We start from the raw sequence: 22908 nt of genomic DNA on the forward strand, positions 1-22908 counted from the left end.
GCCGCCGCTCTGCCCGGCTTGTTGAAAGGAGTTATGACGGAAAGACGTTTAAGCCTTGGGAATGGGGCGTACGGGGGTTGAGCAACGGGTTGTCTCCAAGCTCATTGCTTTGGCGCATTCGCGTTTTTCTCAATCCGCCAACTATTTATCAGTTCAAGCAACCTACGTTCATATTGTTCTGCGTCTAAGGGGCTTACGTCTAGGGACTTCACTCCATAATTCAGTTGTCCCATCTCAGTGTCGATTGTGGAACGACAACTTTCGCCGCCCGAATATGTGGTGCACGATATTTCCCTATCTTGGCTAAGCACTCGATAGAATGGGAACGTAGTGTGCGCCAAGTAAAAGTATGTGTCTTCGCAATGTTCACCATTTTGTTTACGAGCGGGGCTCAAATCATCAATGCAGATTACAGCCATCAAAGCTGCGCCCGGCGCTTCATTGCCTAAACCAGAAGCGTATCCCCGCGGCACGCGAAACCCAACTTCGTCGACGTATTGAAACCTCCAAGGTTCGTCTTTGACCACATAAAAACCGACAAGCAGCACGATTGCGCCGCTTATCAAGATTATCAGCGGCGCAAAAACAAACCTTTCGACAACGTTGAACAAGACTGACGTCATGAGTAACAAGCCAAAAATTGCGCAAATTTTCGCCGCGAAGAACTTGTAGGCTATGCCAAAATTATTGACGTCATCGTGGAAGTCCCACATCGCGTGGCCGAAGAAATAGAGGGCGAGAACAAAGAAAAATATGCCCGAACTAATTGCCAAAAAATACAGTTTTTTCTTCATGGATGCCTCAGTGAACTTACAAGTAGGAGCTATAAGCTCTTGTTTCAATTTGATTTTGAAGATCAAAACTCAAGATAGCCAAACCCGGTTAAATCAAAAGTTGTTAATGTGTCAAAATAAACACCCTAAAGACGAAGGCGGCCTAACAGTCCTCAAGTAATTTCAAAAGTGTGGATTTCATGCCCTTGCCCTCACAAACTCCGCACCCTCGGCCTTCTAAACACCCCCGCAGGCCCCACAACCAACTCATGCAACGCCCAGACCAGAGCATCGACCCGGTCGGGCGAGCCCTGCCCTTCGAACCCGCGCGCCGTCATCTGGCACATCTGCTCCTCCAGCGCGTTCAGCCCCGCCACATGGGCCACCCGCCCCTGTTCGTACAGCGCCGCCACAGGTTCCGCCCGCGCGACCTTGCCGCGCGACGCCCGCACGGCGCGGTAAGGGACCAGAGGGTCCACCTGTCGCACGACCTCTTCCACCAGTTGCCCGCCCTGATTGACCTCGGCCACCAGCCGTTCGGCCCCAAACTCATTCATCGCGTCAATCGCCGCCTGCGCCCAGCCTGCCGGGCCAACGCCCTGCACCGTCCGGTCAGCCAGCACATAGGCGCGCCAGTCCTCGGGCGGGCCTTGCACGTGCGCGCCAACCACCACGATCCCGCAGGCATCCGCGCCTGACCCGGACGTCACCGCCGGGTCCAGCGCCACCACGATGCGATCCAATTCGGGCACCTGCGCGCAGCGCGCCGCCTCCAGCATCGAACCCGTCCACAGCGCGCCTTCCGCGTCTGACAGCAGCACCCCGTCCAGCTCCTGCCGCCCCAGCCGCGTGCCTGCATAGCGCGCGCGCACTTCCTCCAGAAAAGACGCCGCCAGATTGGCCCGGTTCGCTTCGGTCGGCGCATGGGTCTGCACGGTGGACGGCGACGCCAGCAAATCCTTCAAAACCTTCACATTGCGCGGCGTTGTGGTCACGCAAACCCGAGGTCGCTCGCCCAAGCGCAGCGCAAATTGCAGCATATCCCAGGTCTCGCCCGCCTTCTTCCACTTGGCCAGCTCATCCACCCAGGCCGCATCAAATTGCGGCCCGCGCAACCCTTCGGGATCATGTGCTGAAAACGCCTGCGCCTCGGCCCCGTTGGGCCAGATCAGCTTGCGTTCGGATGCCTTCCACTTGGGCCGCCGATCCGGGGGCGAGCATTGCAATATCCCGCTGTCGCCAAAGATCATCACATCGCGCACCTGATCGAATGTTTCACCCACCAGCGCCACGCGGCACGCCTCGCCCTTGTCCAGCGGTTTCGGCCCCTCGACAATCGATCTAACCCATTCGGCCCCGGCCCGCGTTTTGCCCGCCCCGCGCCCGCCCATGATCACCCAGGACCGCCTGTCGCCCTCGGGCGGCAATTGATGCGGCAGCGCCCAGAATTCAAACAGGAAAGGGAGGGCACACAGCCCCCCCTCCCCGATCTCACTCAGAAATCTCTCCCGCACCGCAGCATTGGCGGAGGCGAGCCAGCCTGCACCCGATCTCAAATCGGGCCCGCTCAAGGTCGAGCGCATAGCCCCCTTGGGCAATTCCGGCTTGTCTGTAATGTTGTTCGACAAAGCTTGTCTCCACTTTCTGGCAACTTCGGATCAGCCCCTCCAGCTGACCGAGTTGCTTGGCTGAACCAGCAAGATCTGCGTCCTCCCCGGCACCGATCTGTTTGCGCAGGTCTTCTGCCGCTTGCCGCAGATCGCGAATGGACCTTTCCAGGGACTGCAACAGTTCAGCCGTCTGGGAAATCCGCTCTTCCGGGGTAATCAAAGTCATGTTTGCCTGTGACCTCATGCGTGAGTGTTCTCCGCACGAGAGAAACGAAAAAACGGCCACCGGGTCACCCCGAGGCCGTTCGCCCACTTCTTCTAGCATGACACAACCTATACGGGATAAAGCGCGCAAAGTCAAGGGTTTACGCAACAGTCGCGCAACAGGGATCGTACGGTGCAGGTTAACGGACAGTGAATTTCCGGCTGTAGTAACCCTCGGCCTAAACGCCGCCCCGCCCTTTTGCCTCCCAAGCCCTGACCGCCTCACCGACCAGAGGGGTTAATACAGGGTTACCCCTGAGCCACTTTCAGCGTGTACAAATTGCACACTCCCCACCTGGACGCGTGTACAAACCTGACATTTTCCGAAATCGCGCTCAAAATCGCCCGCATCACCCGATTTCGGCGCCGCAGGGTCCGGCGCGCTGCAAAACCAGTCCTTGACATTTCCCCCCGAAACCCTCATGTGCCCCTCATCACGGCGCCACCGCGTGAGCATCGTCGGGCTTCAGGCCCCACAGCGCCAACACATAACTCCCAGTTCCCCTTCACGCAGGGTTCTTTAGGCGATGGCCGGATGGCGCTGGATTCGCTCGCGCATCCCGAGGTCTCGCACAACCCTGCCGGTCACATGAACGTGGCCAGTCACCACCTGCTCGTGGGGTTTAACCTGCGGGCCGTAAAGGATAATTTTTTGTTCGACTTCGATATGCTCGGCCTCGCGCCGACACTGAATGACGCGTTGAAACGCGCCAATTTCACTCAACCCACCCCAATTCAGAACAAGGCCATTCCGCTGGCCCTGAACGGGCATGACATCCTCGGGCTGGCCCAAACCGGCACCGGCAAGACACTGGCCTTTGGCCTGCCCCTGATCGACCACCTGCTGGCGCAGCCCGGCAAGCCCGATCCCAAAACAGCCAAATCACTGATCCTCGCCCCCACCCGCGAGCTCGTGAACCAGATCGCCGACAGTTTGCGCACCCTCACCAAAGGAACAAAGCTGCGGGTCGCCACAGTTGTTGGTGGCCAGTCGATCAACAAACAAGTGATGTTCCTTGCCCGCGGCACCGATATTTTGGTCGCCACCCCGGGGCGCCTGATTGACCTGATGGAACGCGGCGCTGTTGACCTTGGTTCGGTGCGCCATCTGGTATTGGACGAAGCAGATCAGATGCTTGACCTGGGCTTCATTCACGCTCTGCGTCGCATCGCGCCTGCACTGGGAACACCCCGCCAGACCATGCTGTTCTCGGCCACAATGCCAAAACAGATGGAGGAGCTCAGCCGTGCCTATCTGAACAATCCACAGCGGGTGCAGGTTTCGCCCCCGGGCAAGGCGGCGGACAAGATCACTCAGTCCCTTCATTTTGTTCCAAAAGCCGAAAAACCCTCTAAACTTCGCCAAATCCTGTCTCAGGACGCGGATGCACTGACGCTGGTCTTCACCCGCACAAAACACGGCGCTGAACGGCTGATGAAAGGGCTGGTCGCCGATGGCTTCAACGCAGCATCAATTCACGGGAACAAAAGCCAGGGCCAGCGTGACCGGGCCATTAATGCCTTCCGCGCTGGAGAGGTGAACATACTGGTGGCCACCGACGTTGCCGCGCGTGGCATCGACATCCCCGGTGTCGCCTATGTCATCAACTTCGACCTACCCGACGTACCCGACAATTACGTCCACCGTATCGGGCGCACCGCCCGTGCCGGGCGCGAGGGGGAAGCGATCGCTTTCTGTGCACCGGAAGAAGTTGACCTGCTGCGTCAGATCCAGAAGCTGATGAAAATTGAAATCCCTATCACAAGCGGCACCATGCCGGAAGGGGTCGAGGTTCAGCAACCTGCACGTCGTCAAAACAACCGCCGTCGCGGGTTCAAGCCCAAACCAGCCAACGGGGATGGGAAACCTTCCAGCAGCAGACGGCGCCGTCCCAACAAAAGACGTTCAGCCGCCTAAGGGCTGAAGAGGCTGCCAAAGAAAACGCCGACGCCAGTTGCTATACCGGCGTCGGCGTTTTCGTTGGCAAATCCAGCAACCCGCCGGGCTTAATTCCCCGAGCTTTGCTGTTCCTCAATTTCGCGCCATTTGGCAACGTTGCGATTATGCTCCTGCAGGGTTTCTGCAAACGCATGACCGCCCGAGCCGTCGGCGACGAAGAACACATAGTTGGTGTCATCCGGCGCAACCGCAGCTTCAAGGCTCGCCAGACCCGGATTTGCAATCGGCGTCGGGGGCAGCCCGTCAATCTGATAGGTGTTCCACGGTGTCGGACGGTTCAGTTCGCTGCGCCGCAACCCGCGACCCAATGTGCCCTGCCCCTTTGTCACGCCATAGATGACGGTCGGATCTGTTTGCAGCCGCATTCCCTGTTTCAGGCGGTTCACGAACACACTGGCGACCTGGCCGCGTTCCTCCGGAACACCGGTTTCCTTTTCGATGATAGACGCAAGGATCAGCATCTCTTCCGGAGTGTCCAGCGGCAACCCGCCTTGGCGGCTTTCCCAAACCGCGTTGATCCGCAGCTGCTGTTTGTCCTGCATGGCCTGCAAAATCGCATTGCGGTCCTGTCCGGCCACAACATCGTAACTGTCCGGGGCCAACATGCCCTCAGCCGGGATCTCGGTCACCTCACCTGACAGCGCTTCGAATGATTTAAGGGCCTCGACCACCTGCCACGAGGTCACACCTTCGGCCAGTGACACCCGATAGCGCGTGTCAGCCTCGTTGCGCTTCTCGGTATAAGCATCAGGCGTTTCTTCCTCTGCCGCATCAAATGAAGCAATCTCGACAAAATCCAATGTTGCCGGGTCCAGTTCACGCACGCGGGTTTGGGTGCGCGTTACACCGATACGGTATTCGATTTCCGACCCACAAGTGCTGGCGCCGCTGCTGGTGATCTCTTCGATGATCTGCGCCATCGACGCGCCTTCGCGCACCAGAAAGCTGCCCGCTTTCAACCGCTGCGCCTGATCGGTATAGTCAGCGGCCATCCGAAACAGAATTGAACTGCGAATGGCACCCTGATCTTCCAGATCGCGACTGACACGTGTCATGTTCGAACCGCTTTTGACCTGAAGGCAAATCGCAGTTTCAAGTGGGCCTTCGGCCTTGTACTGCGACTGTCCCCACAGGATCAGACCGCCCACCAGAAACAAGCCGACCACCAGAATGGTCAGCGCATTCGAAGCGATGGCCCGCCACATTTAACTGACCTTTCCGAAGATCACGCTGGCGTTGGTTCCACCAAACCCGAACGAGTTCGACAGCGCCACATTGATTTCACGCTCGCGCTTGGCGTTGGGGGCAAGATCAATCGGAGTTTCAACTGCCGGGTTGTCCAAGTTGATTGTTGGCGGTGCGACCTGATCGCGGATCGCCAGGATTGAGAAAATCGCCTCAATCGCGCCTGCAGCACCCAGCAAGTGACCGGTTGCCGACTTGGTCGAACTCATCGTCGCATTCCCGGCATGCTCGCCCAACAGACGCTCAACCGCGCCCAGTTCGATCGTGTCCGCCATGGTCGAGGTGCCATGCGCGTTGATGTAATCCAGGTCTTTCGGCTCCAGCCCGGCGCTGCGCAACGCGGCTCTCATGGAGCGTTCGGCCCCGTCGCCATCCTCGGACGGGGCGGTGATGTGATAGGCGTCGCCCGACATACCATAGCCCAGAACTTCGGCGTATATCTTGGCACCGCGCGCCTTGGCGTGCTCGTAATCTTCCAGAACCACGATGCCAGCGCCCTCGCCCATAACGAAACCGTCACGGTCCACGTCATAGGGTCGGCTGGCAGCCTTGGGATTATCTGCGTATTTGGTCGACAGCGCCTTGCATGCGTTGAACCCGGCGATACCGATCTCGCAGATGCAGCCCTCGCCGCCACCTGCCACCATGACATCCGCGTCACCCGCCCGGATGATGCGGCTGGCGTCGCCGATTGCGTGCGCCCCGGTTGAACATGCCGTCACGACCGAGTGGTTCGGCCCTTTGAACCCGTGGCGGATTGATACCTGACCCGAGGCCAGGTTGATCAGTGCGCCCGGAATGAAGAACGGAGATACCCGACGCGGACCCTTGTCGCGGATCAGGTTCGCGGTATTGGCAATCGATCCCAGACCACCAATGCCCGAGCCGATCAGAACACCAGTACGCAGGCGCGATTCTTCGTCTTCCGGCAACCAGCCTGCATCCTTACAGGCCATTTCGGCGGCTGCGATGGAATACAGAATAAAGTCTTCGATCTTGCGCTGCTCTTTCAGCGGCATCCAGTCATCGGGATTGAAGGTCCCGTTGGTTCCGTCGCCGCGCGGCACCTCGCAGGCGTAGGTCGTTGTGACCCCGCTTGCCTCTGCATCGAAATGCGTGATTGGGCCTGCGCCGGACTCTCCGTCCAGCAGCCGCGACCAGGTTTCCTCGACCCCGCTGGCCAAAGGAGTGACCAATCCAAGACCGGTTACAACGACTCTGCGCATGAAGTGCCTCTTGCCTGCTTCCTGTTATGAGAACCGCTCATACCCCGGCCCGGGGTGCGGGGGCAAGAGCAACGGTTCTTTCCGCCCCGGCGTTCTGCCGCCGAATGCCCAAGGAAACCGGAAATTCGGCGCTTGTCAAAACCGCCCTTTCGCGCGTTCAGCCGAAAGGGCGGAGTTGCTTACTGAAACTGCGCGACTGGCTCGTGGGCCGATTTGGCAGTTTCAAGTGCTTTGGCCAAGTCCAGTGTCTTGCGGAACAACGCGCGCCCGACAATCGCGCCCGAGATATTGGGGATGTATGCCAGCCGCGAGATATCGTCTGCCGTGCGCACGACACCGCTGGCAATCACCGGGGTACGCGAATGGTTTGCCAATCGCGAGATCAGACCCAGCTTTGCCTCGACATCTTCGATGTCGCTGTCGATATCGGTTACCACGATGGCGGCAAAAGGCGCATCACCGAACGCGTCAATAAAGGCTTCGGGCGTGAACGCACTTTGGCTGCGCCAGCCGTCAGTCATGACAAAGCCTTGCCAGACATCAACCGACAGCACGATCTGATCCGGGTGCAGCTTGGCCAGATCCTTGACCAGGTTCGGTTCACGCGCAGCAAGCGTACCAACCACGATGCGACCCGCGCCCTTGTCGATCCAGCGCTCAATCTGCTCGCGCGAGCGCATGCCACCCGCCAACTGCAGCGGAATCTCGGCCTTGCGAATGATATCTTCGACCAGCTGCGCGTTGGTATCCTTGCCCTCGATCGCGTCGAAATCCGTCAGGTGCATCCATTCGGCACCCGCCTCTGCCCAGCTCCGTGCGGTTTCTACCGGATTCACGTGCCAGATCATCGCTTCTTCCAGACGACCCTTGTCCAGCGAGACGCACCGGCCGTTCTGCAGTTCCATCGTGGGGTAAATCCTCATGAGCTTGGTCCTCCGCTCAATCGCTCTGAAAATCCCCGGCAGCATACATCCAGAAAGCCCGCCCGAAATCTCCGGGATCGGCACAGTTTGGCCATTTTGCGGCATACTGATTAAGTGGCGAATCTATGCGCGGGCTGGCGGTCCGTTGCGTCGTAACAAATGCACCGGGGTTTCATTATACACCCCTTCCCGCATCAGAACATAGCCAAGCTTCTTGGCGAGTTTCTGCGAAGACGTGTTGGACGCGTTTATCATCGCGACCAACGGTCCGGGAATCACCCGGTCAAACCAGTCATGCGCAGCCTTGGCGGCCTCGTATCCCAATCCCTGCCCCTGTGCTTCGGGGACCAGAACCCACCCTGCCTCGGGGAAGCCGTCGAAATCGTCGCCCATGCATCGGTTGCTATAGAAGAATCCGGCTTGCCCGATCAGCTTGCGATTCGATTGCTGCATTACGCCCCACTGACCAAAACCGGCCATCTGCCAATGCCCCGCATTACGCAGGAAAGAATCCCACGCTTCGCCACGCGATCGGGGAGAACCGCCGATATGCCGCACGACGCAAGGGTTACGCCAGATTTCTGCGAACCGGTCAAAGTCCTCTGGGCGCATAGCGCACAGCGTCAAACGCGCGGTATTTATCATCGGAGTGGATCTTATCATGCCCTGTCCACTTTGAGTTTTGCCTCAGTGGAAACAGTGCGCAGGCCACAATAGCCACGCAAGCCCGAAATTCGGCCGGGCATAAAAAAACGGCGCCCCCGTTGCCCGGAAGCGCCGATTTTAATCAGAAAGAAACGCTTAGGACGCTTCGCTGATGAACTTGACGGCGTCGCCAAAGGTCTGGATGGTCTCGGCTGCGTCATCGGGGATCTCGATGCCGAACTCTTCTTCGAAGGCCATGACCAGCTCAACAGTGTCCAGGCTGTCTGCGCCCAGATCGTCGATGAAGGACGCGTTTTCCACGACTTTATCTTCTTCAACACCCAGGTGCTCAACAACGATCTTCTTAACGCGATCTGCGACGTCGCTCATGTCTATTCCTCATTCCTTTACAGGGCGGTCCGCCCGATTCTGCCCTTGCCCGCACGGGTTGGCTTTGGTTTGCCCGTTTTGGGCGGTTTCGGTCCCGGCGAACCGGGAAATAGAAGGCCGACCTGAACGACCGGCCCCGCATAGATGCGCCGCCTATAGCATAGTCGACGCAAGAGGCAAACGCTTTCGCACTCGCCCCTGTCGCGCTCACAACATGGCCATACCGCCATTCACATGCAAGGTGCTTCCGGTAACATAGCCCGCTTCGGGGCTGGAAAGATACAGAACCGCAGCTGCAATTTCCTCCGGATCGCCCATGCGCCCGGCTGGAACCTTGAGCAACAGACCCTTTTTCTGTTCCTCGGTCAGTTTCTCTGTCATTGCCGTCGTGATAAATCCAGGTGCCACGGCATTCACAGTAATTCCGCGCGTCGCAACTTCGTGAGCCAAAGCTTTGGAAAACCCGATCATACCGGCCTTCGACGCGGCATAGTTCGCCTGCCCCGGATTACCGATTGCGGCCACCACGGACGAGACATTGACGATCCGGCCCCAGCGCGCCTTCATCATACCCCGGATCACCCCTTTGCACAGTTTCATGGTCGAGGTCATGTTCACATCAATGACGCTTTGCCATTCTTCATCAGACATGCGCATGAACAGATTGTCGCGCGTGATTCCGGCGTTGTTTACAAGAATGTCCACCGATCCCATCGCCTCGGCCGCTTGCTTTGGCAACGCTTCAACGGCTTCCGGATCACTTAAGTTGCAAGGCAGAACATGTGCGCGTTCGCCCAGTTCGTCGGCCAGAGCCTGAAGCGGTTCAACGCGTGTACCGGACAACCCAACCGTTGCACCTGCGCCATGCAACGCACGTGCGATGTGGCCTCCGATACCGCCCGAAGCACCGGTGATCAGCGCATTCTTACCTGTTAAATCAAACATTCGGTTTCCCTCTTGCTGCGTCGGTTACAACGCGAATTGAGCTTACGATTCGGCCTGAATGGCCTTCTGGACGTCTTCCGGTGTGCCCACAGCCTTACCCGCGATTTCGCGATCGATCTTGCGGATCATACCGGACAGCGCTTTGCCAGCGCCGATTTCCCATGTTTCGGTCACGCCTTGTGCCGCCATATATTGCACGCTTTCCCGCCAGCGAACCGAACCTGTCACCTGCTCGACCAGCAATTGACGGATCAGATCCGGATCGCTGACAGCCTCGGCGCGCACATTAGCCACCAAAGGTATGACAGGGGCCTTAATTTCGACGGCAGCAAGCGCTTCTGCCATTACATCTGCAGCAGGTTTCATCAGCGCGCAGTGAAATGGAGCACTTACAGGCAACATAACAGCACGTTTTGCGCCTTTTTCCTTGGCGATCTCGGCTGCGCGTTCGACAGCCGCTTTTGAACCCGACACGACGACCTGCGTAGGATCGTTGTCATTTGCGGCCTGACAGACCTCGCCCTGTGCGGCTTTTTCCGCCACAGCGCGCACGGCCTCCAGATCCAGCCCCAGAATGGCGGCCATGGCCCCCTCGCCCACGGGTACGGCGCTTTGCATGGCCTGACCACGGGTGCGCAACAGACGCGCTGTATCTGCAACAGACAAGGCACCCGCCGCGGCCAGGGCCGAGTATTCACCCAGTGAATGCCCCGCCACAAAAGCCGCCTTGCTGACAGATACGCCTTCGGCTTCCAAAGCGCGCATGGCTGCCATCGATGTTGCCATCAACGCGGGTTGGGCATTCTGGGTCAGTGTCAGGTCAGCAATATCGCCATCCCAGATCAGGCTGCTCAACTTCTCGCCCAACGCGTCGTCCACCTCATCGAAGATGGCCTGAGCCGCCGGGTAAGCCTCAGCCAGAGCTTTGCCCATACCTACGGTCTGGGCGCCTTGCCCCGGGAAAACGAACGCGAGTGTCATTGCAACCTCATGGATGGTGTCAGGTTGCGGCGGGGTGTAAACTGACTGACCGTCTGGCACAAGCATTGCCTGCTTTCTGCATTCTGGCACCTTTTGTGTGCACCCGCGCTCACTTGTGTCTGTTTCATCCGGCTTTACCTTGGGCACACCCAAGAATCCCGGAGCGCGCGACAAATGCAATCGACCAATTCCTTTTCAAGCTACGGCAGCATCGCAAAGACGTTTCATTGGCTGACCGCGTTGCTGATCTTCACGGCTTTGCCCCTCGGCTGGGTCGCAGATAATCTGGCGCATGCGGTACTGCACTCGGCAACGGCCCCTACCGAGTTGGAAATTGCCCGTGCGGCGCGCGTGTTCTCATTGCATAAAACCGTGGGGGTTACCGTGTTCTTCGTGGCATTGGCCCGCATTCTTTGGGCGTTCACGCAAACCAAGCCCGGCCTTCTGAATGCTGACAACAAGCCCGAAGCCTTTGCCGCTGAAACCGTCCACTGGCTGCTTTACGGTTCGCTGGTCCTTGTGCCGCTGACCGGCTGGATTCACCACGCCGCGACCGAAGGCTTTGCCCCAATCCTTTGGCCCTTCGGCCAAAATCTGCCTTTTGTACCGAAATCCACCGCCGTGGCCGAGGTTACAGGAGTTCTGCATTGGCTTTTCATGTGGGTTCTGGTTGTTTCCCTTGTCCTACACGTTGCAGGTGCGCTGAAACATCACGTCATCGACAAGGACGGCACATTGCGCCGGATGTTACCGGGCCTGTCTGATGTGCCGGAACCACCACATCAAACCCATTCACTGATTCCAGCCGTCGCCGCATTGGTGGTCTGGGGTGTCGTCGTCACCGGAGGCTGGGCAACGGGTAAGCTTACCCCTAACGTAGGTGAAGCACCGGATGTCCAACTGACCGAGGTTCAATCCGAATGGCAGGTTCAGAACGGCACGCTGTCGATTACGATTTCGCAACTGAATAGCCCCGTCACAGGTTCGTTTTCGGACTGGACGGCCGCAATTACTTTTGACGAACCCACAGAGCCGGGCCCGGCAGGGTCTGTCGATGTCACGATAGCCATCAGCTCGCTTAGTCTTGGAACCGTAACCGATCAGGCCATGGGACCGGATTTCTTCGACAACGCCCGGTTCCCGACTGCTCAGTTCAAAGCCGACCTTTATAAAACCGAAAATGGTTACGAGGCGCGCGGTCCGCTTACAATTCGCGACAAGTCGATCGATGTCGTTTTGCCCTTCTCGCTGGATCTTCAGGGCGACACAGCCACCATGGCGGGCACAATCGAGCTTAACCGGCTGGAGTTTGATGTAGGCACATCGCAGCCTACCGAAGACTCGCTGGGCTTTACCGTCGCAGTATCCGTAGAACTCACAGCGGCACGCGGTCAGTAAGGCAAAAAAAACGCCGGTGATTTGATCACCGGCGTTTTTCTGTTCGTGATTCTGTGATTACTCGGCTTTTTGTGCCTCGACCGAAATCTGGATTTGCACTTCGTCGCTGACAAACGGTGCAAACTGACCCAGGTCGAATTCGCTACGGACAAGCGTTGTTGTCGCGTTGAAACCAGCCCAGGGCTTGTTTGCCATCGGGTGGGTGTCAGCCTTGTTGAGCTTTGCGTCCAGAACAACCGATTTGGTCACACCGTTCATCGTCAGATCGCCGGTGATGTTCGCGGTGTTTTCACCAGTCACCTCGATTCCTGTCGAAGTAAAGGTGATCAAATCTCCTTCGGCCGCGCCAAAGAAATCCTCGGTCATGAAGTGATCTTCACGGGGTTTCCAGCCGGTAAACATCTCCAAAACGGGCATCGACACACTCACGCTCGAAGCGGCGGGGTTTTCCTGGTCGAACATGATCTCGCCTTCAAAGCCGGAAAACATGCCAGTCGTGGTTGAAAACCCAAGGTGGTCATAGCTGAAAATGACTTGGCTGTGGCTGGGATCCAACACGTATTTCTCGGCGCTGGCGAATGCCGTTGTCGCTGATACGGCCAATGCAGCAGCAAGAAGGGTGGATTTCATATCAATCTCCGCGGTTTTGTGAATGCAGTCCGTCAGGACTGCTTGAATACAAAATGTGCCGCCCAAGGGCGGCACACAACCTTTTTTGATTCACAACTTCTGTTCTTTTTTGAACAGAATAAAAATCAACCGAAAATTGTTACGCTTTTGCTGAGCTGCCCTTTCAGCGCCCGGCTGACATCCGCCGATTCAAGCGGCAGCTTCATCAAAAGACTTCCGTCCACGTCAAACAGGTGAACCTCATTCTCTTCAAAACGCGCCCCACCCAGCGAGTCATAGCTGCGGCGCAGGACAGTCTGAGGGCGTCCGTCTTCGTTCTTTTGCAATACCCGGACTTCGCGGCGGATCGGGTCGAAATAGGCGTCAGGGCGCGGGTCGAAAACCTCGATTGTCAACAAGGCGACGCCAACGACCAGAAACAGCATGGATGCCGCCATCTTGATCGGCCAAACATCTGCGCCAACGACCGATCCGGGCATCAACCACATTGAAAACGCGGAAACGATCAAAAACGCCCCGACCATCCGCGCCAGTATCAGGCGGGCCTTCCAGTTCGGTGCAAATGTGATCATTACCGGCACCGAATTCTCAAAGCGCGAGCCGGCAACGTTTTCCTGATATGCGTTTGTGTTAGTAGCGGTCATAACGCGTCACCCTTTTAAGGTTACTTTCGAAATTCTGTTGATCCGGTTGATGTCCGGTATGCAAAACAACTTTGAGCCGAAAAGCGTCAGCAATTGGGCGGCCTAAAGGAATTTGGGCGGCGTCTCAGAGGCATATGTGGCAGGGCTTGCCCTTGTGGCTCAGACGTGTATATGGGGCCATCCTTCGCAGTCGTATGAATCGCGCAGCCTCTCGTGGCAGGGTCGCGAAGGAACGTTTGGCCCCGCCTATGAAATGCGCCTTGATATAAACAGGAGTGCACATGCCACTGTATGAGCATGTAATGATCGCGCGTCAGGATCTGTCCAACGCGCAGGCGGAAAGCCTCGTCGAACATTTCGGCACCGTTCTGGCTGACAACGGCGGCAAGCTGGTTGATAGCGAGTACTGGGGCGTCAAGACGATGGCCTACAAGATCAACAAAAACCGCAAGGGCCATTATGCCTTTCTGAAAACCGATGCCCCCTCGGGCGCGGTGCAGGAAATGGAGCGCCTGATGCGCCTGCATGAAGACGTCATGCGCGTTCTGACCATCAAGGTCGACGGCCACGAAGATGGTCCGTCGGTTCAGATGCAGAAGCGTGACGAACGTGGCGAACGCCGCGAGCGCCGTTGATCAACGCCTGAGAAAAGGACACTAAACCATGGCCGCAAAACCATTTTTCCGCCGCCGCAAGGTCTGCCCGTTCTCGGGTGAGAATGCGCCGAAAATCGACTACAAAGACACCCGTCTGCTGCAGCGCTACATCTCTGAGCGTGGCAAGATCGTGCCTTCGCGCATCACCGCCGTTTCGGCGAAAAAGCAGCGTGAACTGGCCCGTGCTATCAAGCGCGCCCGCTTCCTCGCCCTGCTGCCCTACGCTGTGAAGTAAGGAGAGACTGACATGCAAGTTATCCTGCTGGAACGCGTTGCGAAACTGGGTCAGATGGGCGACGTCGTTGACGTCAAGCCCGGCTACGCCCGCAACTTCCTGCTGCCCCAAGGCAAAGCCCTGAGCGCGTCCGACGCCAACATCGCGTCGTTCGAAGCCCAGAAAGCGCAGCTTGAGGCCCGCAACCTGGAAACCAAGAAAGAAGCTGAAGCACTGGCTGAAAAGCTGGACGGTCAGCAGTTCATCGTGATTCGCTCGGCATCGGATGCCGGCGCTCTGTACGGTTCGGTCACCCCGCGTGACGCCGCTGACGCCGCAACCGAAGCAGGTTTCACCGTCGACAAGAAACAGATTGTCCTGATCGCCCCGATCAAAGAACTGGGTCTGCACACTGTCGCAGTGAAACTGCACCCCGAGGTTGAAGTCGAAATCAAAATGAACGTGGCCCGTTCGGCAGAAGAAGCCGAACTGCAGGCTTCGGGCAAATCGATTCAGGAACTGGCTGCTGAAGAAGAAGCCGCTGCTGAATTCGAAATCGCCGAACTGTTCGACGACATCGGCTCGGCCGCTTCGGACGACGACATGGTTGCCGACGCAGCACCGGTTGAAGAAGACGAAGCCAAAGCCTGATCCGGCTGCATGTGAGCATTCCAAAGGCCGCGCCAAAGCGCGGCCTTTTCTTTTTTCCCTGTGTGTTCACAGGTCGTACCGGCAAGTTTCAGCCCATTTTCCGGGGTAAGCTTGAAGGCTTATTGTCGATCCGTATCATTGCCGCCGAAATCCAGAGGACCGAAAAATGCTTGTTTATCTGCGCCATAGTTTCCTGGCACTGTTTCTATTTGTGTCGTTGGTTGCCTGCGGGGCAGACCAGGTCTCCAAGGCGGGCACGCCACATTTTGACCCGCCGCTCCACCCGAATGAAACGCCCGAGCTGAGAGCTTCGATCAACAGATGGGCGGACCATTACGAAATTCCGCGGGAGCTGGTTCACAAGCTGGCCATTCGCGAAAGCACACATCGACCATGGGCCGTCAACCGGCCCTATTACGGCCTTCTTCAGATCCTGCCAGCCACGGCGCGCTCGATGGGATACACCGGCAAAGCCGAAGGTTTGCTGGACGCCGACACCAACCTTGAGTTTGCCGGGAAGTACTTGCGCGGGGCGTGGATGCTTTCAGATGGGGACCAACGCAGGGCAATTTTTCTGTACGCCAAAGGTTTTTATCCCGAAGCTAAAGCCCGAGGAATGCTGGTCGAAACCGGGCTTAGGCCAACACCCTGACGGTCATTCGCGTCAGAATTCGATCGGAATCAGCACTTGAAACTGAATAGTGACAAAAATGTTCTATTGGGTGTCGCAATATGCGGTATTGCACAGACAATTAAGACCTCTCCTTGTCATGTTTAGAAAAGTATGATGTTCTGACGTGGTGAGGTAAACGGGTTCCACTCTGTGTAAGACGCATGCTCGACGACACCATCGGGCAGCAAGATGGGCCACAGCTGGTAGGCGCCACATGGAAATTGTCGATCTGAGCACTCTGCCGGATTCTGAAGTTCGATATACCGAATTTCTAAGGCAAATCTGTGAGAAGCATGACATGGATCATGCTGCCTATGCTGGTATGAACCCAGCAGCTGGAACAGTGGCTGGCTTTGTCACCTATGACGACGCCTGGAATGAGCACTACCAGAAACAGGGTCTGATCATGATCGATCCGACCATCCACATGGCCCGCCGCAGTATTGCGCCGGTGGATTGGAGCCGTCTGGAAAGAAGTCCAGACTTTCAACGCGTGTTCCGGGATGCTCATGATTTTGGCTTGCCCAGTCAGGGTGTTACGATCCCGGTACGCGGCCCTTACGGTGATATTGGCCTGCTGAGCGCTACCCGAAATTGCAGCAAGGAAGAGTGGCGCAAGCTTTACACAAACTTTATCGGCGATTTGCAGGCCATGGCCGTGCACATCCACGACAACGTCGTGTCCTCGGATCAGCTGACCGGTGCACTATATCATCCGACCTTGTCCTCTCGCGAAGCGGAAATCCTGCAATGGGTCGCTGCAGGTAAGTCGCAGCAGGATATCGGCGATATTTTGTCTATTTCGCACCGAACCGTAGAAGTACACTTGCGTTCTAGCCGGGAAAAGCTTAGTGCGCTGACCACCCCGCAGGCCGTAGGGCGGGCTATCGCGATCGGGCTTATTACCCCGGGATAAACAAAAAAATCCCCAAATTTCGCCAAAATACGGGAATCCCCCAATAGAAAAATCTTTCGAGAGCGGTAACGTCAGTATTACCGAACAACCACTCGAAGGGGGAAGAAATGATCATCGTGGTAGATGGCCTGAACAGACACATGTTCAGCGAAGTTCTTGACGAAATGTTCGAGTTGAGAGCACGTGTTTTTGGCGGACGTCTTGGATGGGACGTAAAGATCGAAGACGGCAAGGAAATTGATGAATTCGATCATCTGGACCCGGCATATGTAATCGGACTCGACGACGGGGGGAATGTCGTCGCAGCCGTGCGTGCCCTTCAGACCACAGGACCTCATATGTTGTCGGATGTGTTTTCGGCCATCCTCTGCGGGGAAGCACCACTTCGCAGTGCAACAATGTGGGAATCGACACGCTTCTGCGTGGACACGCAACGCCTCACACGCGGCAAGGAAAAGAACTCAGTCTCTTATGCCACCTGCGAGCTTATGATCGGCTCTCTGGAATATGCCAAGAACGCAGGTATTCAGGATATCATCACCGTAATCGATCCGGTCATGGACCGGGTTCTGAAACGGTCGAACTGCGCGCCATACGACTACGTCGGCGAAACGGTTCCCATGGGGAAAGTCTCGGCACTGGCCGCCCTGTTGGATTGCACCGATGAACGCATCTCGGGCCTGCGTGAGTTTGCAGGCATCCATGAGAACGTCTTTATGGACGACGAAGAGGCGCTGGCACTGTTTGCAGCCAAGAAGGCAGCAACCCAGAGCCCGGCCAATCAGGATCACAAGCCACTGACCGATCTTGAGAAGTATTTTGTGGAACAGATGAGCGCCGCAAGAAACGAAGCTGAACGCCAAGACGTTCTGAAGCTGATCGAAGCGCTCTCGGATACGTTCACACCAGAGCAGAAGATCGCTCTGCTAGATACCCCCCGTGCTTTTGCTCATGAGGCCTGACCCCCTCACCTCATAGACACAAAAGCCACCCATGCGGAGCCGTCTGATCTCAGGCGGCTCCGTTTTTTTTACCCCTCTCTTAGCAAAGAGGGAAGGAAGAGGATTATTCCTCTTCCAGTGCCTCAATGGCTTTTTGCAGGTCGTCCTTGCTGACTTCCTTGTCGCTGACCTGCGCCAGCTCGAACACATAGTCGACAACCTTGTCTTCGAAGATCGGCGCGCGCAGTTGCTGCTGCATCTGAGCGTTCTGCTGCACGAACTCGAAGAACTGGCGTTCCTGACCCGGGTACTGACGCGCCTGGTTCATGATCGCCTGGGTCATCTCGGCGTCGGTGACTTCCACCTCTGCCTTCTGGCCCAGCTCGGCCAGCAGCAGACCCAGACGCACGCGGCGTTCGGCCAGCTTGTTGTGCTCATCGGTGGGTTCGATCTCACCGTGGTCATGACCGGTTACTTCAGGGTTTTCCTCGTGCCACAGCTGATGTGCAATCTGCTTGGCTTCGGCTTCAACCAGCGACGGTGGCAGGTCGAACGACACTTTTTCGTCCAGCACGTCCAGCAGGGCCCGCTTCATGACCGCGCGCGACGCGCCCGCATATTCTGCTTCGAGACGTTCCGAAATCTGAGTTTTCAGAGCGGCCAGATCCTCGGCGCCGAACTTCATCGCCAGTTCATCGTTGATCTCGGCTGCAACCGGCTCTTTCACTTCCTTGATCGTGCAGGTGAAGACCGCGTCTTTTCCGGCCAGGTGTTCGGCACCATATTCTTCCGGGAATGTCACGTTGACGTCTTTTTCTTCCTCGGCCTTCACACCGACCAGTTGCTCTTCAAAACCGGGGATGAAGCTGTTTGACCCCAGAACCAGCGGGTAATCTTCGGCCGATCCACCTTCGAATTCTTCACCATCAACCTTGCCGACAAAATCGAACACGATCTGGTCGCCTTCCTTGGCTTTCGAACCCTTGCGGCGGGCTTTGAAGTCCTGAGCGGTTTCAGCCAGGTTGTTCAGCGCTTCCTCGACGGCGGCGTCATCCGCCTTGACGATCAGCTTGTCCAGCGCGACCGATTTCAGATCAACCTCAGGGATCGCGGGCAGCGCTTCGTAGGACATCGCGACCTCGATATCGTCGCCTTCTTTCCAGTCCTCGTTGGTCATCTTGACTTCGGGCTGCAGCGCGGGGCGGTCGCCGCTGTCTTCAAAATGCTTGTTCATCGCACCGTCGATGGATTCCTGCATCGCCTCACCCAGCAGGCGCTGGCCAAACTGCTTTTTCAGCAGCGCCATCGGCACCTTGCCTTTGCGGAAGCCTTTCATTTCGATTTCCGGCTGTGCTTCGGTCAGCTTTTCATTGACCTTGTCGTCCAGTTCGGCTGCGGTCACAACGATGTTGTAGCCGCGTTTCAGACCTTCGTTCAGCGTCTCGGTAACCTGCATTTTGGTAGTCCCCATAGGATTCGGGGCGCGCAAAACGGGCGCGCCGGGCAAATTTGACGCCTTCTATTTGCCCTGCCGCCAACGTGCAAGGGGCAAAGGCTGAATCAACCTGGTTTTGGCAAAAAAGAACGCCCCGAAAACCGGGGCGTTCGTGTTGGCTCGCTGGAAGGCAATTAAAACTTCCAGCGCGCGCCCAGTACCCAGGCTTCGTTGTTTTCGAACGACGTTCCGTCATCGAAATCGTGGTTGCGATACTTCAGATAAACATCGGTATTGATCGCTTCGACCTTCTGCACGACAGCGATACCCCATGCCTTGGTGTCGGACCCGTTGGTCTCGAAATCCGCGCCGTCATAATAGTCGATGCCGACACCTGTCTTACCCCAGGATACCCAGTTCCCCTCGTACGAGACCTTGCCGTACCAGTAATTCGGGTCCGTCTGGCCAGCTCGGTCATCGTCACGCGTGCCGCCGGCAATCGTGAACCCCAGACCGCTGGGCAACAGCACCGAGGCCGAACCGAGTGTATCCTTGCGATCCCCTGAATTGTCATCCCGCTCCCGCACAGAATACGCGACAGCTGCCGCAAACTCTACACCGCCTGCAAAGGTGTTTTCATAGAACACGCCGACATCGTAGTAGTCATCATCGTCACTGCTGGACAGAATGTTCTGACCATATGCAAAAGCGGCCGAGAATCCGTTAACCGTTGGAGTGTCATACCGGACGCGCCCACGACGTGAGCCATCAAAGTTGCTGGAACTGTCACCAACCGTAATACCACTCAGCACACCGTTTGTGCCGCGATAGAAAAAGCCAGAGTTCTCATCGTTTGTGAACGAATACAGCGCGGTGCCGACATAGGACAGGTCCACTTCTGCAGCACCATCTGCCGCCATGCTGCCCTGACCTGCCGAGAACTTGCCGTAGCTGCCCTTCAAGGCAAAATCCACAAACCGGATATCGTCGCGGGTCCAGCCGCTAAAGTTTGTACCGTTCTGGTTCCATTCAGTCGAATTCGGCAATCCCAACGCCGATTCCAAGCGGAAGGTAAACTCGTTCTGGCCAAATGGCTGCATCAGACGCAGGCCAACCCGGCTGTTCGACAGATCGTTGTCGAGGACTCGGGTCTCGGTATCTTGGCCGTCATCAACCGAAATCAAGGCCGGGTTTAACTGCCCGTAAAGCAGCACATAGCCGCCGCTGTTATTTTCGTATTTCAGCTCTGCGGCTGCCGGAACAGCGACCGTGGCAGTCAGAAAGGCGGCAACCGATATCTTTTTGATATTTGGGGTCATTTCACTCACCATAGTTGGTTCGGGGTTCAGATACTGCCCATTTGTTTACTGAATCCGAGCGTTCCAGTGGTCTGCGCCTTGTCTTACGCAAGAATTGTATTTTAGCAACAGAACATACAAAGAATTTTGCTATTTTATATTATTTTTCATTAACTTACAAGATATAACCCCAGCGCGTACTGGCAGCTTGCAAACGATTAGTGATGCCTGCCTATGCACCTGGCAAATATGCGGTATGCATCTGCGCACATCTTGACAGCGAAAACATGCCATTCTGACAGAGCCTGAGCTGCTTTCTGCCCAAAATAACTAGATATTCAGCTGTTTGAAAACATCGGGCAACTGCTCAGGCAGATCCTCGGCGATCAATCCCGGCCCGAAACGACGCGCGCATTCCACGTGCAGCCACGCTGCTGTCTCAGCCGCCGCCATCGCATCGAATCCCCGCGCCAGTAGCCCGGCGATGTAACCGGCCAACACATCGCCTGACCCGGCGGTTGCAAGCCAAGGGGCTGCGCGATCATAGCACGCGGCATTGATCGAACATCGCCCGTCCGGGGCAGCAACGACTGTATCCGGCCCTTTGAACAACACGATGCATCCCGCGCGCGCCGATGCCTCTCGCGTTGCGTCCACCTTGGAATAGGCGGGGCCTCTGACCGGCGTTTCGCTCAGCTTCTCCGCCAGATCGGGAAACAGCCGTGCAAACTCACCGCCATGCGGGGTCAGAACGCAGCGGTCATGCAGCATTTCAAACAAGTTTCCGGGATCGCCCGCAAATGCCGTCAGCGCATCCGCATCCAGAACCGTCGCACGTTTCGCAATCAGGGCGACTGGCACCAAGTCCCGCGCTCGCTCCAACCCCAAACCGGGGCCCAGACAAAGGGCGTTCATTCGCACGTCCTGCAGTACGTCTGACAGCATTTGAGAACCATCAACGCACTGTAGCATGAGGGCGGTGATCTGGCTCGCAACCTCTGCTAAAGCCAAGGATGGCACCCCCAGCGTCACCAACCCTGCCCCAATCCGCAACGCCCCCCGCGCCGCCAGTCGCGCCGCACCTGTCTTGCCGGGCCCACCCGAAAGGATCAGGGCATGCCCATGGGTGTATTTGTGCTCATTCATACTCTTACCAAGGCAAACCCCAGGCAGATTATCCACAGCCTTCGAAATCTCGTCGCCCCCCGCATCCTGCCTCAACCCGATATCTTTCGTGACAACATGTCCGCAAAAATATGGTCCCTCACTCAGCACGTGGCCAAGCTTTCTCGAATGAAACGAAACCGTAAGTGCTGATCGTGCACAGCGACGTCCATGCTGAGGGAAAAGTTCTCCCACGACTTTACCTGAGTCTGCGCAAAGACCTGAAGGAACGTCTATCGCGACCGTGCGTGGAGGAACTATGTGCGTACCTCCATCCTGACGCCGCAACTCCCTTGCCGTCTCAGCGTCATTATATGCCCAGAGAATTTCCCATAGCCTCACATCTTCAATCGATCGTGTTAGACCGGTCCCAAACAATGCGTCGATGAGAATATCCGGATACAAGATTCTGCCCCGTGCGATCTCAGATACATCCTTTGCCGAACCACCCCATCGCTCATAATTCACCCGGGCATCCGGCGGCAACTTTTCGGGATCGCCATACAGGAATACCTCAACCTTCCAGCCCAGTTCCCGCAAAAGCCGCGCCACGACAAACCCGTCACCGCCGTTGTTTCCGGGCCCGCACAATACGACTGCACGCAGCGGATCCTCTTCATCTTTTTCCAAATACTCCGGGGAGCGCGAGGGGCTGGCCCCTCGCCTGTCCAGATCCGGCCATTCCTCGAAGATCGCCTCGACAACACATTGCCCTGCCCGCTCCATCAGTTCCAAACCCGTAACCTCACCGGACCTGATGGCCGCGTGCTCGATGGCTTTCATCTGCGCTGCTGTCAGCAATTCCGTCATATCACACCTTCGCACGATTCAATTTCGATTACTTTTTGTGCAAACCGCCTAAAATTTAGCACAGAGCCTGATTTCAACGGATACCGACCCGACCGATACCGCAATCACGTTGCCGCCCGATCTTAGACGTGATCACTGCGCCTGAGACAACCATTCAAGGTGAGCCGGAATGAAAAAGATCGAAGCGATCATCAAGCCGTTCAAACTGGACGAAGTGAAAGAGGCGTTGCAGGACGTAGGTGTTCAGGGTCTCAGCGTCGTCGAAGTCAAAGGTTTCGGCCGTCAGAAAGGCCATACCGAGCTGTATCGTGGCGCGGAATATGTTGTCGACTTTTTGCCTAAGGTAAAAGTCGAGGTCGTATTGGACGATGACCAGGTTGATGCCGCCATCGAAGCCATCGTGTCGGCTGCCAAGACCGACAAAATCGGCGACGGAAAGATCTTTGTCTCTCCGGTTGAACAAGCCATTCGCATCCGCACCGGCGAGACCGGCTCGGACGCGCTCTAACATACCAA

24 protein-coding genes are annotated in these 22908 nt (G+C 56.9%); 9 read left to right on the top strand and 15 right to left on the bottom strand.

Annotated elements, in window-relative coordinates; genetic code table 11:
• Positions 1–101: 101 nt before the first annotated feature.
• The 3 genes from ACR0DY_RS13595 to ACR0DY_RS13605 all read right to left on the bottom strand — a co-directional run bounded on the left by ACR0DY_RS13595 (position 102) and on the right by ACR0DY_RS13605 (position 2609).
• On the bottom strand, positions 102–794 hold the full coding sequence (locus tag ACR0DY_RS13595; protein ID WP_480898471.1) for a hypothetical protein: 693 nt from the start codon (positions 792–794) through the stop codon (positions 102–104).
• Between the two features lie 191 nt (positions 795–985).
• Positions 986–2356 carry a DNA-packaging protein gene (locus ACR0DY_RS13600; protein ID WP_480898473.1) on the bottom strand — a complete coding sequence of 457 codons (1371 nt, stop codon included), beginning with the start codon at positions 2354–2356 and terminating at the stop codon, positions 986–988.
• Positions 2265–2609 carry a hypothetical protein gene (locus ACR0DY_RS13605; protein WP_480473381.1) on the bottom strand — a complete coding sequence of 115 codons (345 nt, stop codon included), beginning with the start codon at positions 2607–2609 and terminating at the stop codon, positions 2265–2267. Before ACR0DY_RS13605 ends, ACR0DY_RS13600 begins: the two co-directional genes overlap by 92 nt.
• Positions 2610–3299: 690 nt before the next feature.
• On the opposite strand from ACR0DY_RS13605, the gene ACR0DY_RS13610 reads away from it, so the two are divergent.
• Positions 3300–4565, top strand: a complete 1266-nt coding sequence (locus tag ACR0DY_RS13610; protein WP_480898534.1) for a DEAD/DEAH box helicase — start codon at positions 3300–3302, stop codon at positions 4563–4565.
• Positions 4566–4654: 89 nt separating this feature from the next.
• On the opposite strand, the gene mltG is transcribed toward ACR0DY_RS13610, so the two are convergent.
• From mltG to fabD, 7 genes are all read right to left on the bottom strand, one after another.
• The gene (gene mltG, locus ACR0DY_RS13615; protein WP_480480395.1) at positions 4655–5812 is read right to left on the bottom strand and encodes an endolytic transglycosylase MltG; all 1158 of its coding nucleotides are present in this window, start codon (positions 5810–5812) and stop codon (positions 4655–4657) included.
• Positions 5813–7078 carry a beta-ketoacyl-ACP synthase II gene (fabF, locus tag ACR0DY_RS13620; protein ID WP_480480393.1) on the bottom strand — a complete coding sequence of 422 codons (1266 nt, stop codon included), beginning with the start codon at positions 7076–7078 and terminating at the stop codon, positions 5813–5815. It abuts the gene before it with no gap.
• 179 nt (positions 7079–7257) lie between these two features.
• Positions 7258–8001, bottom strand: a complete 744-nt coding sequence (locus tag ACR0DY_RS13625; protein ID WP_480898476.1) for a 1-(5-phosphoribosyl)-5-[(5-phosphoribosylamino)methylideneamino]imidazole-4-carboxamide isomerase — start codon at positions 7999–8001, stop codon at positions 7258–7260.
• A 123-nt stretch (positions 8002–8124) separates the two neighbouring features.
• The gene (locus ACR0DY_RS13630; RefSeq protein WP_267364575.1) at positions 8125–8664 is read right to left on the bottom strand and encodes a GNAT family N-acetyltransferase; all 540 of its coding nucleotides are present in this window, start codon (positions 8662–8664) and stop codon (positions 8125–8127) included.
• A 138-nt stretch (positions 8665–8802) separates the two neighbouring features.
• Positions 8803–9036, bottom strand: a complete 234-nt coding sequence (locus ACR0DY_RS13635; RefSeq protein ID WP_050602116.1) for an acyl carrier protein — start codon at positions 9034–9036, stop codon at positions 8803–8805.
• Positions 9037–9243: 207 nt separating this feature from the next.
• Positions 9244–9981 (bottom strand): 3-oxoacyl-[acyl-carrier-protein] reductase, encoded by a 738-nt coding sequence (gene fabG / locus ACR0DY_RS13640; RefSeq protein WP_209596801.1) that lies wholly within the window; start codon positions 9979–9981, stop codon positions 9244–9246.
• A gap of 42 nt (positions 9982–10023) precedes the next feature.
• Entirely contained in the window at positions 10024–10962 is a 939-nt protein-coding gene (gene fabD, locus ACR0DY_RS13645; protein WP_480480389.1) for an ACP S-malonyltransferase, read from the bottom strand.
• A 174-nt stretch (positions 10963–11136) separates the two neighbouring features.
• On the opposite strand from fabD, the gene ACR0DY_RS13650 reads away from it, so the two are divergent.
• Positions 11137–12360, top strand: a complete 1224-nt coding sequence (locus ACR0DY_RS13650; RefSeq protein WP_480545403.1) for a cytochrome b/b6 domain-containing protein — start codon at positions 11137–11139, stop codon at positions 12358–12360.
• A gap of 57 nt (positions 12361–12417) precedes the next feature.
• Here the strand turns inward: ACR0DY_RS13650 and ACR0DY_RS13655 are convergent, their stop codons facing one another.
• Complete coding sequence (locus ACR0DY_RS13655) at positions 12418–12990, bottom strand: YceI family protein (RefSeq protein ID WP_209503563.1); 573 nt, start codon at positions 12988–12990, stop codon at positions 12418–12420.
• Positions 12991–13115: 125 nt separating this feature from the next.
• A complete protein-coding gene (locus ACR0DY_RS13660; RefSeq protein WP_209596809.1) occupies positions 13116–13634 on the bottom strand; it encodes a hypothetical protein in 519 nt (172 codons plus the stop codon).
• A gap of 281 nt (positions 13635–13915) precedes the next feature.
• On the opposite strand from ACR0DY_RS13660, the gene rpsF reads away from it, so the two are divergent.
• The 6 genes from rpsF to ACR0DY_RS13690 all read left to right on the top strand — a co-directional run bounded on the left by rpsF (position 13916) and on the right by ACR0DY_RS13690 (position 17706).
• Positions 13916–14269: a 30S ribosomal protein S6 gene (gene rpsF, locus ACR0DY_RS13665; RefSeq protein ID WP_209503558.1), complete on the top strand. Its 354-nt coding sequence runs from the start codon at positions 13916–13918 to the stop codon at positions 14267–14269.
• 28 nt (positions 14270–14297) lie between these two features.
• Positions 14298–14525 (top strand): 30S ribosomal protein S18, encoded by a 228-nt coding sequence (rpsR, locus tag ACR0DY_RS13670; protein WP_005608650.1) that lies wholly within the window; start codon positions 14298–14300, stop codon positions 14523–14525.
• Positions 14526–14537: 12 nt separating this feature from the next.
• Positions 14538–15155 carry a 50S ribosomal protein L9 gene (gene rplI / locus ACR0DY_RS13675; RefSeq protein WP_480898479.1) on the top strand — a complete coding sequence of 206 codons (618 nt, stop codon included), beginning with the start codon at positions 14538–14540 and terminating at the stop codon, positions 15153–15155.
• A gap of 166 nt (positions 15156–15321) precedes the next feature.
• On the top strand, positions 15322–15807 hold the full coding sequence (locus tag ACR0DY_RS13680) for a transglycosylase SLT domain-containing protein (RefSeq protein WP_480480384.1): 486 nt from the start codon (positions 15322–15324) through the stop codon (positions 15805–15807).
• 235 nt (positions 15808–16042) lie between these two features.
• Complete coding sequence (locus tag ACR0DY_RS13685; RefSeq protein ID WP_209596813.1) at positions 16043–16744, top strand: autoinducer binding domain-containing protein; 702 nt, start codon at positions 16043–16045, stop codon at positions 16742–16744.
• 107 nt (positions 16745–16851) lie between these two features.
• Entirely contained in the window at positions 16852–17706 is an 855-nt protein-coding gene (locus ACR0DY_RS13690) for an acyl-homoserine-lactone synthase (RefSeq protein WP_480480382.1), read from the top strand.
• Positions 17707–17809: 103 nt separating this feature from the next.
• Here the strand turns inward: ACR0DY_RS13690 and tig are convergent, their stop codons facing one another.
• The 3 genes from tig to ACR0DY_RS13705 all read right to left on the bottom strand — a co-directional run bounded on the left by tig (position 17810) and on the right by ACR0DY_RS13705 (position 22392).
• The gene (tig, locus tag ACR0DY_RS13695) at positions 17810–19141 is read right to left on the bottom strand and encodes a trigger factor (protein WP_480545803.1); all 1332 of its coding nucleotides are present in this window, start codon (positions 19139–19141) and stop codon (positions 17810–17812) included.
• A gap of 173 nt (positions 19142–19314) precedes the next feature.
• A complete protein-coding gene (locus tag ACR0DY_RS13700; protein WP_480504712.1) occupies positions 19315–20439 on the bottom strand; it encodes a porin in 1125 nt (374 codons plus the stop codon).
• 309 nt (positions 20440–20748) lie between these two features.
• Positions 20749–22392 carry an NAD(P)H-hydrate dehydratase gene (locus tag ACR0DY_RS13705; protein ID WP_480545401.1) on the bottom strand — a complete coding sequence of 548 codons (1644 nt, stop codon included), beginning with the start codon at positions 22390–22392 and terminating at the stop codon, positions 20749–20751.
• Positions 22393–22561: 169 nt separating this feature from the next.
• On the opposite strand from ACR0DY_RS13705, the gene ACR0DY_RS13710 reads away from it, so the two are divergent.
• Complete coding sequence (locus ACR0DY_RS13710) at positions 22562–22900, top strand: P-II family nitrogen regulator (protein ID WP_209503542.1); 339 nt, start codon at positions 22562–22564, stop codon at positions 22898–22900.
• Positions 22901–22908: the final 8 nt, after the last annotated feature.

Source organism: Ruegeria sp. O6 (assembly GCF_056535045.1).